Raw genomic sequence first — 15051 nt, forward strand, 5'->3', positions numbered from 1 at the left:
GGATTGAGGCATGCGAGTCATTTTCTTACTTACCGGGTTCCTATTCCTGACCGCATCCTGTACGACCAGCCGCTGGGTTGTTACCGATGAGTTTGCGCTCGACAGCAGTGCAGAACCGGAAATCGTTGACCGTACAAATATCCTCGTTCTGGAGAGAGAACCTACTCCGGAGAATCCTGTGCTGCTTTATACCCCGTATGAAGTTATTCAGGAGCAGTATCCTCTCAGGGTCGAAATGGAACGAACCGTTCAAAAGTACAGGCCCAGATGGGGGTTTATGTTACTGGGCCTTGCAGGAACCCTTTTCGCCTTCGCGGCTGCCAATTCAAATACCATTCTGACTGATGTGAGCAGATCACAAAAAGTGATTCTTAATGTGACCGGGGGAGTTCTCGGGATACTTTCATTTGTAAATTTACAGCCATCCGGTGACCCCATTTACACTGGCGAGTCGGAGCTGATGAGGCGCAGCGGTGTTGAAGTACTGGTCGACTCCACATCAATACCGGGTGTTGAATCGGGAGTTCTTGATGTTGTATCCATAACATACCTCGACAGTGTTCTTTTCCGTGAAACCGACCTTGCATTGCCTGAAAACGGACTCGAAATTAATCTCGCATCGCTATCGGGAGATCTTGGCGACGAGATTCAGGGAGATTCACAGGTCAACGTGCTGATTGAGTATGGCGGCAGCGAATATGCTGAAAATGTGCGCGTAGATCAGTTTATGGCACCCTTCATTCGAATAACACAACCCGTTGCAACTCTCCATTCATCAGCTGAGGATTCAGAAATCAATGTGGTTTCAGAAGTTGGGCGTGACAGTCAAATGCAGATCCTTGCTGAGGGTGAAGATGGCTGGTACAGGGTGAGATACGAAAATACGGAAGCGTATATCAGGGATGATGCGGGAGAACGAAAATGGATGGCGCTTTCCGGCAGTGAATCATCTCTCGTTTATGAGTTTGCGGAGATACCATTTGGCGGAATTGACGTTGAAAGCGGTGTTCCGGTATTGAAAGAGTCCAATCCGTCTGATAAGGCACTTATCGTAACCAATGGAATAGGTAATCAGGCAGGAGCCCGGCAGTACCTGGGCCGCGATCATGATCTTTACAGGCACTACAGCAGAAATGCGTTCCAGGTTGAAGAGAGCGAGATTCATACATTCAGAGAAAGGGGAGGCGGCGAACTGCTTCGTTTGAGTGAAACGGCCGGTTCCATGTTCGACAGCGGGTCATTGTATATCTTTGTCACAGGTTTTGCGGATATACGCACAGGTGCTTCAGGCCGCGAGGTGGTAATGGTATATGAAGACCGTGCGGGCGAGGTGAGTGAGATTCCACTGCTGGAACTATTCAGCGAGATTGCAGACCTGTCGCCGGAAACCCTGTACCTGTTTATCGATCTTGATTACCTGACAGACCCGAATGGCAATAGTTCGGAACGGGAGCTCATTTCACTGATCAGCGAGGCATCAGGTATGCTTCTGCGAATGCTTCCGAATTCAGCCATTGTGTTCAGCAACCGCCCGGGGCAGCAGTCAGGCCTGTATTCAGGTATGAATAGTGAAAATATGCGCCATCACATATTCGCCTACTACTGGGCAGAGGCCCTTCAGCAGAGAAAAACCAGACTATCAGACCTGGTAAACCATCTTGACAGCAACGTGGACTACATGTCGAGAAGGCTGCACGACCGACCCCAGGAAATCCAGGCATACGGAAATCTTACCCTCCAAATCTCCGACTGATGAGTGGATGGATTTACATTCTGCTCAGTTCCTCCTTCTCGATTTTGATTGCGCACCTTCTGAAGGTTACAGAGTTCAGGAAAATTCACACCGTAAAAGTTCTAACGGTGAACTATTTTGTGGCTACGGTTACAGCCTTCGCCACAACCGAATCTGCAATAATTCCTGATTTTGCTCAAAATGACTCCCTTGCGGCCGTACTTCTTGGAGCGGTTACCGGGTTCATTTTTATAGCCAACTTTTTTATCTACAGCAAGTCCGTAAATCACAACGGTGTGGGAATCAGCGTTGCAGCGATGCGTATTTCACTGATTGTTCCCGTATTGCTTTCAACGCTATGGTATCTGGAGTATATCAGCGCGATTCAATGGGTTGGAGTGATGCTGGTTTTTGTAACTCTTTTTCTGCTTTTGCCCAATAAACGCAAACTGCTTCGTGAGCCTTTCAGCGCGGGATGGCTTCTTGTACTTCTGTTTATTGGGACAGGCGTAGGTGACGCTGCGCTAAAAATATATGAATCGGACTTTTCCGATATCTGGGCAAAGCAGCAATTTATGGGAGTGGTATTTTTGACGGCTTTCTTAATCGGTATGGGGGTGCTGATTCTGCGCAGGGACGTACGGTTCAACAGGCATGATTTATGGATGGGTGCAGCAGTTGGGATTCCAAATCTTTATACGTCGATTTTCCTGATTGAAGCCCTTGAGAGGATGAATGGCGCGGTGGTGTACAGTGCAGTTAACGTGATAACCGTGTTGGGTGCAACACTTTTGGGTATTTTGAGGTGGGGCGACCGGCTGAAGCCGTTTCAGTGGGCCGGCATTGTGTTCACACTCATTTCAATTCTGTTGCTTATTTAACGTGAGTTTCCCGAGAAGATCACTGAGGGGAAAGTGACTTTTTCGGTTCAACCTCTTATATCGAACTGACGTTAATCAGCTTCGAATACAAAAACCGCTTCAGGTTTAATGATTACCTGATAATGCAGTTCAGAATATTTTTAACTTCAGAAAAGCTGTTGTGAGCAGCATCCTGTTTTAATCTAATTTTACAGATATTCACCATGAGTCAGATCGACAAAATTCGTTCCAGAGCATCCCAAACAAAAAGAAAAGTGCTTCTTCCCGAAGCGGAGAAAGATATCCGCGTTATCAAGGCGGCAATTATGCTGAAAGCGGGCGGGTATGCCGATCCGGTTCTTCTCGGTAACCGTAGCAGTATTCAAAAACTGGCTGAAACGGAAGGGGTGGAGCTGCCCGACTCACTGCAGGTGAATACCTATTCCGATCCCGTACAGGACGAGCGGAAATTTCTCTATTTCAAAGAGAAACTAAAGCATAAAAATCCAGAGGAAGAACAGCTTAGGGAGCTGAGCAGACATCCTCTCTATACAGCCGGCTGGCTTTTGGATACCGGTGAGGCTGATGCCTCCGTAGCAGGTTCTGTAGCTTCAACAGGCGATGTGATCCGTTCCGCACTGAGAACCGTTGGTGTTGCCGAAAGCTCTGAGCTGGTATCCAGCTCATTTTTAATGGAGATGCCCGACGGTCGTGTCTTTACCTATGCCGATTGCGGGGTGGTTCCGTATCCTGATGCCCCGCAACTTGCATCCATTGCCCTCGACGCAGCGAAAACGCATCAGCTTTTGACCGGAGTTGAACCGGTGATAGCATTTCTTTCATTTTCAACGAAAGGCAGTGCACGGCACGAACGTGTTGACCTGGTAACGGAGGCACTTCGTCTTGCTAAGTCGAAAAAAACGGGATGGCGAATGGATGGCGAGCTGCAGTTTGATGCAGCAGCCGTTAGAACTGTGGCAGAAAGGAAAGCACCCGATTCTGATGTGAAGGGTGATGCAAATGTTTTCATTTTTCCCAATCTGGACGCCGGCAATATCGCCTATAAAATTACGGAACGCCTTGCAGGGGCAAGTGCCACCGGGCCATTGCTGCAGGGATTACAAAAACCGATAATGGACCTATCGAGAGGATGTTCAGTGGATGATATTGTGAACACTGCCTGCGTGGCATCATTGCTGGCAGCTACATAAGATTTATTGCAAAAACCGGCCGTTTTCAGAAATAACCTCATTCGAATCGGTACTCTTACTGTTTCCCGGTTTTGAACTTGCTATGGCGGCTTGTGAAATGAAATATGGCATAGCCTGCCTATCGCGCCTATAGGTGCTTTCAATTGGAGCTTTTTACGGTAAATGCCGTTCTTATAGCACAGCCAAATCCGCTTTAAGATCGTATTGATATTGCTTATATTTATTCATTCCAAATAAGCATTACCTATAAATCCGTTTGTTTTGACAGAACTTGTCGGCGCGGATTTGTGTTAATCGATCGAACAAAGCGAAAACATTAAAAAATTGCAGTCAGAATGAGTGAGACGAAAGCTCTCGAAACAATGATTGGTGAAGAGTACAAGTATGGCTTCACCACGGATGTTGAATACGAAGATTTTCCCAAGGGAATCAATGAGGACGTTGTCCGTTTGATTTCAGAAAAGAAAGGTGAACCGGAGTGGATGACAGAATTCCGCCTGAAAGCCTATCGAGCATGGACCGAGATGGAAGAGCCGGAATGGTTCAATGCTACGTATGAGAAGCCAAAATTTGATACGCTGCAATATTATTCTGCTCCCAAGAATAAGCCCAAACTCAACAGTCTTGACGAAGTGGACCCCAACATACGGGAGACATATGAGAAACTGGGTATACCTCTCGAAGAGCAGAAAATGTTGTCGGGTGTTGCCGTGGACGCCGTATTCGACAGTGTTTCGATTTTTACCACATTCAAGGAGAAGCTGGCTGAGGCCGGAGTTATATTCTGCTCCATCTCCGAAGCTATCCAGGATTATCCGGAGCTTGTGAAAAAGTATATGGGGTCCGTTGTACCGGCGCGCGATAACTTTTATGCCGCGCTGAATTCCGCTGTTTTTTCAGACGGGTCGTTTTGCTATGTCCCCAAAGACACGATCTGCCCGATGGAGCTCTCCACCTATTTCCGGATCAACAATATGAATTCCGGACAGTTTGAGAGAACACTTATTATCGCAGAGGATAACAGTCATGTAAGCTATCTGGAAGGATGTACTGCTCCCATGTACGACGAGCACCAGCTGCATGCGGCGGTTGTGGAGCTTATTGCAATGGATAACGCAGAAATTAAATACTCCACCATTCAAAACTGGTATTCCGGCGATGAAGAGGGCAAGGGAGGCATCTATAACTTTGTAACTAAAAGAGGAGCATGCCGGGGCGACAACTCCAAAATCTCCTGGACACAGCTTGAAACCGGATCGGCGGTTACCTTGAAATACCCCAGCGTCATTCTTCAGGGCGACAATTCGGTGGGCGAATTTTTCTCTGTGGCCGTAACCAACAAAATGCAGCAGGCCGATACGGGTACTAAGATGATCCATCTGGGTAAAAACACCAAGAGCACGATCATCTCCAAGGGTATCTCTGCAGGTAAATCCAACAACAGCTATCGCGGACAGGTGAAGTTCAGCAAGAAGGCCGATAACGCCAGAAACTATTCCCAGTGCGATTCCATGCTGATCGGACAAACCTGCGGCGCTCATACTTTCCCATATATCGAGTCGGCTAACCCAACCGGGAAAATCGAACACGAAGCCACAACTTCAAGGGTGGGCGAAGATCAGATTTTCTACCTTCAGCAGAGAGGCATCAGCGAGGACGATGCCATCTCCCTTATTGTGAACGGTTTCTGCAAAGAGGTGCTCAAGGAGTTGCCGATGGAATTTGCCGTTGAGGCCAACAAACTGCTTGGCATCAAGCTTGAAGGCAGTGTTGGATAACAGGTCAGCAGGAAAGAAGCCGGTTTGCATACTGCCGGCATCAGGCCATGAAAACTGAGATGATATTCAGACCGAAGTACGGCTTGATCAGAAAGAATCACATGTTGTATCACAATCGTTTAAACATCAAAAAAAAGAAATAACCGTGTTAGAATTAAAAGATTTACATGTAGAAGTTGAGGGTGAAGGTATTGAGATCCTCAAAGGTGTCAATTTGAAAGTAAATAAGGGGGAAATTCATGCCATCATGGGCCCGAATGGAAGCGGCAAAAGCACGCTTTCGAAGGTTGTGGCGGGACACCCCGAGTACGAAGTCACCAAAGGCGACATTCTTTATGATGGTGAAAGTGTTCTTGAGATGGACCCCGATGAGCGGGCACATGCCGGAATCTTTCTGGCCTTCCAATATCCGGTTGAAGTTCCGGGTGTTACCAATACCACTCTGTTGAGGGAATCCTACAATACCATTGCGGCATCGAGAGGACGTGAAGAACTCGATCCGCTCGAGTTTGACGATTATATCAAGGATAAGCTCGACCTGGTACAGATGAAACCTGATTTTCTTGAACGAAGCGTTAACACAGGATTTTCAGGCGGCGAGAAAAAGCGAAACGAGATTTTCCAGATGGCCGTACTTCAGCCCCGCCTTTCACTGCTTGACGAAACCGATTCGGGACTGGATATCGATGCGCTTAAAATTGTATCGGACGGTATCAACAAACTGCACGGAGACGAGGATGCCGTGGTATTAATTACTCACTATCAGCGTCTGTTAAACTACATTGAGCCCGATTTTGTGCATGTTATGATGGGCGGCAAAATTGTAAAAAGCGGTGACAAAACGCTTGCTCTCAAACTGGAGGAGCAAGGGTACGACTGGCTCGAAGCACACGCAACCGTAAACGGAGAAGCAAGTTAATGGCACATCCAACAGACATTGAACCATCCTTTTTGCACCGGCTGGCCAAGAATGCGCCGGAAAATGATCATTGGTCAGAAATTCGCAGGGAAGGGCTTAAAACCCTGAATCACGCCTCTTTTCCTCATCGGAAAATTGAGGAGTGGAGATTTACAGACCTGAAGCCGCTGTCCAGGACAGATTTTTTTCCGATAAATGAGGCCGGAACACTTCCAGCTGCCGATATTGAGCAGTATTACATACCGGAATCAGACCGCAGCAGACTGGTCTTTATCAACGGCCGCTACCATGAAAAATACTCATCCATCGGCGGATTGGGTAAGGGCGTTACGGTCGGCAATCTTGCCGAATTTGAAGACCATGGTGCGGTAGAGCAGTACCTGAATAAACTGGTGAATTACGAAGATGACGTTTTCGTCCCCTTCAACAATCTTATGCTCGAGGATGGTGCTTTTATCCATCTCGAAGAGGGCGCAAAGGCTGAAGCCCCCATACAGATTTTGAATCTGTACACTGATGCGGGCAAAGCGTATATAGCTGCGCCCAGAATGCTGGTTGTCGCAGAAAAGGGATCGGATGTCACAATTATCGAAGACCATATCGGACTTGCCCAGAATACATACCTGACCATTCCCGTTTGTGAAGTTAAAGCCATGGAGGGTGCCCATATTCACCACGTACGCATCCAGCGCGACAGCACGGAAGCCTTTCACGTATCGCGTCCGATTGCCTACGTAGAAAAGAATTCGGAGTATCACAGCTACACCATTACGCTTGGAGCGGCTCTTTCAAGGAATGAGCCCAGGGTTGTGCAGGAAGCAGAGGAAGTGGACTTTACACTCGACGGACTGGTTCTGATCGACGGCGAACAAGTAGCCGACACGCACTCCGTAATGGATCACAGGTTTTCTCACGCCAACAGCCACCAGCTGCACAAGGTAGTTGTAAACGGCAACGCACACAGCATCTTCAATGGCAAAATTTTTGTCAGAAAAGACGCGCAGAAAATTGATTCCTTTCAGGAGAACAGAAACCTGCTGCTTTCAAATGACGGGCTTGTAAACACCAAGCCGCAGCTTGAAATATTCGCTGATGACGTACTCTGCTCCCACGGAGCAACTATCGGGCAGCTGGACCCTGAAGAGGTATTTTATCTCCAGAGCCGGGGCATGACCGAAGAGAAAGCCAAGGAAGTGCTTACGTATGCATTTGCCCTGGAGACGATTGAAAATATGAAGGTAGACTCCGTCCATCAGCTGCTGATTGATGAAGTGTACAGATATACAAAAGCAAACACCGCAGAGAAAGTACCGGTTTAGCAATAGCAACAACAGATGACCCAACCCACAGCCGCCATACCGAAAGTTGATTTCGACAGGATACGGAAAGATTTCACCGTACTGGACCAGCAGGTAAACGGGCACCCGCTCGTCTATCTTGATAATGCTGCGTCGAGCCAGATGCCTGTTTCGGTTGCGGATCGTCTCGATGCATACCATCGCAACGAACACGCCAATGTACACAGGGGCATTCACACGTTAAGCCAAAAGGCAACGGACGCCTTTGAAATGACCCGAAGAAAAGTACAGCAGTTTATCGGTGCATCTTCATCAGACGAAATTGTATTCACAACCGGGACTACGGATTCGCTTAATTTGGCGGCCAACTCATACGGGATGGAAAATCTTCAGAAGGGTGATGAAATCATTCTCTCGGAGATGGAGCACCATGCCAATATTGTACCCTGGCAGATGGTTGCACAAAAAACAGGAGCCGTGATCAGGGTCATACCCGTACTTGACAATGGCGAGCTGGATATGCAAGCCTACAAAGAGCTTTTGGGCCCACGCACGAAAATAGTCTCCGTTATCCATGTGTCGAACGCGCTGGGAACCGTGAATCCGGTTAAAGAGATTACGGCACTAGCCCATGAGCATCATGCAGTGGTTGTTATTGACGGTGCTCAGTCCGTTCCTCATCAGCCGGTAGATGTGCAGGATATCGATTGTGACTTCTTTACATTTTCATCACACAAAATGTGCGGTCCCACGGGATTTGGAATATTGTACGGTAAAAAACACCTGCTCGACAAAATGCCACCGTATCGCGGTGGGGGCGACATGATCGACAAAGTGAGCTTTGAAGAGACGACGTACAATGTGGTTCCATTTCGGTTTGAAGCGGGAACGCCTCCCATTGCTGCAGGTATTGGCCTCGGCGCCGCAATTGATTACCTGAATGAGATCGGTATGGAACAGATCGCCAATCGTGAATACGAATTGGTGGATTACGCCGTATCAAGGCTCAGAGAAATTGAAGGGCTGCAGATGATAGGCGAGTCATCAAATCGTGCGTCAGTCTGTTCCTTTGTTTTTGATGACATTCACGCGTCCGACCTGGGCACAATTCTTGATAAACGCGGAATCGCTGTGCGAACGGGCCATCACTGCGCGCAGCCAATCCTGAGAAGATTTAACGTGCCGGCAACAACACGGGCATCTGTATCGTTTTATAACACAACAGAGGATATTGACAGATTGGTTGACGGCATCCACTATGCCAAGTCATTCTTTGAATAAAAAAGACAACGTATTATGCCAAAAATAAAAGAAATCGAACGAACACCGAATCCGGACGCCATGCGCTTTGTATTGGCCGAACCTCTGACCAACGGTGTAACCCGCTCATTTGAGAACAGCGGGGAAGCAGAGCATGATGAGCTTGCAAAAGCACTGTTCAGCATCGATCATGTGATCAACGTCTATTATGTTGACAAGTATATCACTGTAACGCAGGACGGCGGTGCTGTCTGGAGCGAACTGCTCCGAAAACTTGCTCCGCCAATCCGTGAAGCAACTCCGCAGCTTGATGTTGCAGAAGATGATGAGGTACATGCCACCAGGGAAGTTCAGGAAACTTCAGATCCACGCCTGAAGCAGATAAATCAAATGCTTGATGAACAGGTACGCCCGTATCTGCTTGCCGACGGCGGAGGACTGAAAATAATCGGCCTGGATGGCAATCGTCTGAAAGTGCACTACCAGGGCGCCTGCGGAACCTGTCCTACGGCTACTTCCGGTACACTTTATGCCATTGAAAGCATGGTAAAACGAATAGACCCTGAAATTCAGGTTATCTCTGTATAGCAGGAATATTCACCACGTAATGTGAACCCAAGCAACAGCAGCAAGCAGGATCATTCATGTCTATCACAATCAGCGAAAGAGCAGCCAAACGGATTGGAGAAATCAGGAAAGAGAAGAATATCTCATCTGATACTCCATTGCGTGTGTCCGTTGTAAGCGGAGGCTGTTCCGGACTCACATACGACCTGAATTTTGACTCTGAAAAGGAGATCACTGCAGAGGATAAGCAGTTTGAAGATCATGGCGTCAAAATGGTTGTTGACATGAGAAGCTTTCTGTATCTCGCAGGCACAAATCTGGATTATACCGACGGATTGACCGGCCAGGGTTTTCACTTTCACAATCCGAATGCGGTTCGGAGCTGCTCATGCGGCGAATCGTTTTCTCTGTAAACCCAGTATCGGGTATCGAGATTCCGGTATTGAGTATTGAGATGAAATGCTTGTACTCAAAATCACATTCAGCCGATTCTTCAGCAATGAACTTCCCGATACCCAAAACACACGACTCACTACTTTAAAAAATGTCTGAAATAGTAAATAAAGTTCAACAGTCCAGGCTGGAAACGGTGGATCTTGAAAAATTTGCCTCAGATATTTCAGTGAAGGAGCTCGACCTAAAGGACTTCCTGTTCCACGGAATGATTCTCAAAGAGAAAGAGTACCGGGAGAATATCTCAAATCATGACTGGGAACAATATAAAGACAGCTATGTTGCGGTTTTTTGCTCAACCGATGCAATCATTCCCAAGTGGGCGTACATGCTTGTGGTAAGCAGTCTACAGAACCTGGCGGCCGACGTTCTTTTCGGTACCCGGGATGATGTGACGGAAACCGTATTAAAAGAGCGCCTTGACAGATTCGACTGGTCTCAATACAGTGACAAATTTGTACTTTTAAAAGGCTGCAGTAAAATCAATGTGCCCCCCTCCATTTACATGAAAGCCACCAAGCAACTCCTTCCCCATGTCTCCAAACTAATGTACGGAGAAGCCTGTTCCAACGTGCCGGTGTACCGTAAGCCGCGTTCCCCGAAAGGGTCATAGCCCCGCCGCGTCCTCTGGGCGATAGTTTCCCCGCATGAAATAAAAAAATTGAATCTTTTCTGTAAGGAATCTCTGTTTTTGGGATCATACAAATAAAAGGGGAGATATCAGATGAACCGATCACAGATCCTGTCCACCTTACGGGTGGAGCTAAGACGAAAGGGAGCAGAGTATCGAACGGAAATAGCGATACGGCAGTGGGTGAAAAAATTTCTGAAAGAGTTATCCATTACGCATTCGCGGCAGCTTATGGATTGGCAGGCAGATTATTTCATCGCTAACCTGAAAAAAGATGAGCAGTATCCGGCGGCTGAAATCCTGCAGGCGAAGTCGGCCCTTTCTTTTCTGTTTGAAAAGATCATAAAGGCTAACGGTGACAAGGATAACAGCTACCCGACGGAGGATCAGTTCAGAATTCCGGCCTGATTGCGAAACGTAACAACCGTAGTCGCAAATGGAGCCGCAGCCTGCCGGGTTAAAGCCATTTCTTCCGCCGAAAGAAGTAAATAAGTCCCAGTGTAACAGCGGCCATGAGTGCAATGGAAAATGGATATCCGTACTGCCAGTTCAGTTCGGGCATGTTATACGGGCTCATGTCCGTATTGAAGTTCATGCCGTAAATTCCGGCAATAAAAGTTAGGGGGATGAAAATGGTTGCAATCATGGTGAGCACTTTCATCACTTCATTCATCCGGTTGCTGAGTGTAGACATATACATTTCGTACAGGCCGGATACCATTTCGCGGTTGGTTTCGATGCTGTCAATGGCCTGGGAGGCATGGTCGTATACATCGCGAATAAAAAGTTTAACCTCGGGAGAAATGAGCGGTACGTCGTCACGGATTAGTGAATTCAGCGCATCACGGAGGGACCATACGGATTTTCTGAAGAAAACGAGGTCATGCCTGAGAGAATGAATTCTTTGGATCTGTCTGTCAGTGTCACCGGAAATAATGAGATCTTCGGTCTGCTCGATGGATTCACCAATATGATCCAGAGCATTGAAATAGTGATCAACAACCGCGTCAATTAACGCATATGCAAGGTAATCCGTACCATATCTGCGAAGGCGGGTTGTCGACATTTCAAGCCTTTTCAGTATGGGGGCAAAAACGGGTTCATCCGTTTCCTGAAATGAGAGAACATAGTTGGTACCCAGGACGATGCTGATCTGCTCTGTGTGGAGATCAACAGGCCCATCGGCAGTTTGTTTGTCTGTTATCAGCCTGAGTACCATGTACATATGATCGGGGTAGAGTTCGGTCTTGGGGCGCTGCGTGGTACTTACAATGTCTTCCTGAACAAGAGGGTGCAGGCTGAAGTACTCCCAAACGGATTTCAGTTTATCAACATCATGCAGTCCGTTCACCTGAATCCATGTTTTTGATTTACTTGTGAGGTACGGTTCAGACTTTTCGATTTTGGTTATGGGAATGGCTTCGTAGAAATCCTCATCAAAGTCATGAACAATCATCTGAATGTCTTCGACCCGCTTCGCTCCAGTATGGACGGGGGTGCCCGGCACGCCGCCCGGCTTTTTCCGTACCACCTGTTTTAGGTGCTTTCGGTTGAAGAGGCTTGTTGCGGCATGTCCGGATGTGGCTTTGCGGCTCATAGAGTGTGTTTTTTGAAATATAGGAGTACCTGCGTGTACCGAAAATGCAACAAAATCGGAAAACTATGAAACCGGGCACGTCCCGGGCTTCGGTATGAGTGGCAGCAGCCAGCAGGTCTGATGCGAAATTTTAGAGCTTTTTTATGTGATGATGAACAGTGACAACGAGTTACAGGCGCTATTTTAAACAAGATTAAGAGAGAATCCATATTCAATTCAAACAATCAAACAAGAGGTGATCTATATGGGGTACAAGCTATATTTATATCTGATTCTGCCGGCAGTGACAATTCTGATGCCGGCATTTTGTTATGCGCAGGCGGCTGTTTCAGCTAATGTCTCAGAACCGCTATACAGACCGGGTGAACAGGTTGAGGTACTGGTATCTCTTGACAGTCCGGAAGATGCCTATTTTTTCTCTGCTGAAATCGTATACGATCCGGATGTTCTTACTTTTATCAGTGCCAGCCATACCGGTATTTTTTCAGACGGCCTTAGTATTTCGAATGAGCTGTCTGCCGGCCGGATCGGGGCATCGGCAGTAAGAACCTCACCACTTGCAGCTGCTGCACCGGGTGAGATGATGAGCATTCTCTTTGAAGTTAACAGGTATTCAGCTTCGGGTGAGACACTGATTCGGTTTGAAAATTCCGAGCTTGTGAACTCCCTGGATCAGTTGATTGATCACAATGCAATTGCCGATGCCTCTGTTGACGTTGAAGAGGTAATTTCACACGTGAGGTTGACCACTCCGGCTGCAATTGAGGTTACGGAAGGTGACTCGTTTATTGCGACTGCCGAGCTTTTTGCCTCGGGTATAACCTCATCGGATGGCAATGAAGGGCGACTGACTGTATGGATCGGTTTGAACAGTGAAGATACGGATCCTGCCGGATGGGATGAATCGGTTTGGCGGATCATGGAGTATACGGGTTCGGCAGAGTCGTTCTATCAATACGAGGCGGAGGCAGCGCTGCTGACACCCGTTGGCACCTACTATGTGGCTGCAAGAGCCGAGCTGGATACAAACAGTGAGTTTTTCTACGGAGGTATCGGGGATTTCTGGAATGCAGCGACCAACCCCTCCGCTTCACTTACTCTCTTCGATCAGCCGCCATTTCGCTATACCATTGCTGCATGGAATTTTGACGATGAGAGGTTGACTGTAACTGAGTCAATACCTCAAAATGACGGATCTGCGATCTCGGTAACGGGTGCCGGAAGCCCGGGCTTTGCAGCCGGAGCGGATGGAAGGGCGGCAAGCGCAAGCGGGTGGAGCGGGTATGATCCGGAAAACCCGAAGTACTGGCTTATCCGGGTATCAACGGAAGGGCTGGATGATATTCAGCTTTCCTCGAAACACGCGGGTACGTCAAGCAGCCCGCGCGACTTTCAGATTCAGGTGAGTACTGACGGTACTCTGTGGTCAGACGTACCGGGGGGATCCCTTACCATGACCACCAGCTTTAACGACGCTGCAGTCGAAAATTTACCACTTCCAGATTTTGCCGATAATGCACCCGACCTGTATGTTCGCTGGCTTCAGACATCTGATTTCAGGGTTGATGGTGATTCGATCGTGACAACCGGGTCGAACCGTATCGATGATATTCGAATATCGGGTACAAATCCCGGTGCAGCCCGGACAGAGGTTTGGGCCGGCGATACAAATAACGACCAGACGGTTGACGAACAGGATGTTCTTCCCCTGTCAGCCTATTGGAACAGCAGGGGTCCGCTACCCGTTTACCCTACACGTGCATGGACTGGCAGGGATGCAGAAGCCTGGATCCCCATAGAGGCCACCTATGCGGACGCTAATGGCGATGGTGTTGTTAATCAGAACGACCTGCTACCCATTGGCCTGCACTTCGGAGAGTCTCGTATTGGGGGAAATCAATCTTTACAGGGTACGCCCATGGCTTCGCTGGAAGTTGGAGAACTGAATGCCGGTGAGGAGAAAAGCTTCTTCATATTTTCTGACGAACCGATTCCCGTAAGCGGGGTGTCTGTGAGGCTTCGTCTTGGCAATGCAGCAGAAGAGGACTGGGACGTTGTACAGGCAGAAGGGGCAGAATGGAGCCGGCAATGGAGAGAAAGCGGTAAACTTATGGAGTTTACCCTGAAGAATGATGGAGGAATCTCCTCCTCGGTGGCATATCGCGGTGTTATGAGTTCAGATGAGCCGGTGTCCCTTCTGGCGGAAATCCGAATCAGGGCTCTCAGTGACTTGCATCAGGGGGCGCGCGCAGAGCTGATAAGGGTAACCGCCCTGAACGGGAGGGAGATGACACCGCTTGAGCATGTAACGATCAGTGAGACCCGTGACGGCGGTTCAGTTGGTCCAGTTACCGAAATACCTGAAAAAACCCTGCTGATGCAGAATTTTCCGAATCCGTTCAATCCAGCCACCAACATCCGATATACGCTGGCGGTACCTTCTCAGGTGCGTATCGACATTTATAATGCAGCAGGCAGGAGAGTGGCATCACTTGTAGAGGAGTCTCAGTCGGCGGGTGAGTACGTTGTTCCGTTTAATGCATCGAGCCTGTCGAGCGGGGTGTACTTTTACCGGCTGCAAACGCAGAACTTTACAAAGACAAGGTCTATGGTGTTGATCAAATAACACCGGACTTTGAGATTAGGGCAGCTCAACGGGAAGCGGTCTTTCCGGGCGGAATAGGTGACGCCCGTGAAAGGCCGCTTTACTGTGTTGCGATACCGGAATAGAGAGAACTCACCAGG

The 15051-nt window shown here is 48.2% G+C and carries 13 protein-coding genes; 12 read left to right on the plus strand and 1 reads right to left on the minus strand.

Annotation, left to right across the window (positions count from 1 at the left end):
- Nucleotides 1-10: 10 nt before the first annotated feature.
- The 11 genes from DDZ15_RS07625 to DDZ15_RS07675 all read left to right on the plus strand — a co-directional run bounded on the left by DDZ15_RS07625 (nucleotide 11) and on the right by DDZ15_RS07675 (nucleotide 11117).
- Nucleotides 11-1753 carry a hypothetical protein gene (locus DDZ15_RS07625; protein ID WP_109646472.1) on the plus strand — a complete coding sequence of 581 codons (1743 nt, stop codon included), beginning with the start codon at nucleotides 11-13 and terminating at the stop codon, nucleotides 1751-1753.
- The gene (locus DDZ15_RS07630; protein ID WP_109646473.1) at nucleotides 1753-2613 is read left to right on the plus strand and encodes an EamA family transporter; all 861 of its coding nucleotides are present in this window, start codon (nucleotides 1753-1755) and stop codon (nucleotides 2611-2613) included. Before DDZ15_RS07625 ends, DDZ15_RS07630 begins: the two co-directional genes overlap by 1 nt.
- A gap of 203 nt (nucleotides 2614-2816) precedes the next feature.
- Nucleotides 2817-3803 (plus strand): phosphotransacetylase, encoded by a 987-nt coding sequence (locus DDZ15_RS07635; RefSeq protein ID WP_109646474.1) that lies wholly within the window; start codon nucleotides 2817-2819, stop codon nucleotides 3801-3803.
- A 335-nt stretch (nucleotides 3804-4138) separates the two neighbouring features.
- A complete protein-coding gene (sufB, locus tag DDZ15_RS07640) occupies nucleotides 4139-5581 on the plus strand; it encodes a Fe-S cluster assembly protein SufB (protein ID WP_109646475.1) in 1443 nt (480 codons plus the stop codon).
- Nucleotides 5582-5726: 145 nt separating this feature from the next.
- On the plus strand, nucleotides 5727-6500 hold the full coding sequence (gene sufC, locus DDZ15_RS07645; RefSeq protein ID WP_109646476.1) for a Fe-S cluster assembly ATPase SufC: 774 nt from the start codon (nucleotides 5727-5729) through the stop codon (nucleotides 6498-6500).
- Nucleotides 6500-7819 carry a Fe-S cluster assembly protein SufD gene (gene sufD / locus DDZ15_RS07650; RefSeq protein WP_109646477.1) on the plus strand — a complete coding sequence of 440 codons (1320 nt, stop codon included), beginning with the start codon at nucleotides 6500-6502 and terminating at the stop codon, nucleotides 7817-7819. The genes sufC and sufD overlap by 1 nt, the downstream gene beginning before the upstream one ends.
- A 15-nt stretch (nucleotides 7820-7834) precedes the next feature.
- Entirely contained in the window at nucleotides 7835-9079 is a 1245-nt protein-coding gene (locus DDZ15_RS07655; RefSeq protein ID WP_109646478.1) for a cysteine desulfurase, read from the plus strand.
- A 15-nt stretch (nucleotides 9080-9094) separates the two neighbouring features.
- Nucleotides 9095-9646, plus strand: a complete 552-nt coding sequence (locus DDZ15_RS07660; RefSeq protein WP_109646479.1) for a NifU family protein — start codon at nucleotides 9095-9097, stop codon at nucleotides 9644-9646.
- A gap of 56 nt (nucleotides 9647-9702) precedes the next feature.
- Entirely contained in the window at nucleotides 9703-10038 is a 336-nt protein-coding gene (locus tag DDZ15_RS07665; RefSeq protein ID WP_109646480.1) for a HesB/IscA family protein, read from the plus strand.
- A 131-nt stretch (nucleotides 10039-10169) separates the two neighbouring features.
- Entirely contained in the window at nucleotides 10170-10691 is a 522-nt protein-coding gene (locus DDZ15_RS07670) for a DUF2480 family protein (protein WP_109646481.1), read from the plus strand.
- A gap of 111 nt (nucleotides 10692-10802) precedes the next feature.
- Entirely contained in the window at nucleotides 10803-11117 is a 315-nt protein-coding gene (locus DDZ15_RS07675; protein ID WP_109646482.1) for a phage integrase N-terminal SAM-like domain-containing protein, read from the plus strand.
- A 49-nt stretch (nucleotides 11118-11166) separates the two neighbouring features.
- Here DDZ15_RS07675 and corA read toward each other — a convergent pair whose 3' ends face one another.
- Nucleotides 11167-12306 carry a magnesium/cobalt transporter CorA gene (gene corA / locus DDZ15_RS07680; protein ID WP_109646483.1) on the minus strand — a complete coding sequence of 380 codons (1140 nt, stop codon included), beginning with the start codon at nucleotides 12304-12306 and terminating at the stop codon, nucleotides 11167-11169.
- 244 nt (nucleotides 12307-12550) lie between these two features.
- Between corA and DDZ15_RS07685 the strand changes: the two genes are divergently transcribed.
- On the plus strand, nucleotides 12551-14932 hold the full coding sequence (locus DDZ15_RS07685; RefSeq protein WP_109646484.1) for a T9SS type A sorting domain-containing protein: 2382 nt from the start codon (nucleotides 12551-12553) through the stop codon (nucleotides 14930-14932).
- Nucleotides 14933-15051 lie beyond the last annotated feature (119 nt).

Source organism: Rhodohalobacter mucosus (assembly GCF_003150675.1).
In the GTDB taxonomy this organism is placed as follows: Bacteria; Bacteroidota; Rhodothermia; order Balneolales; family Balneolaceae; genus Rhodohalobacter; species Rhodohalobacter mucosus.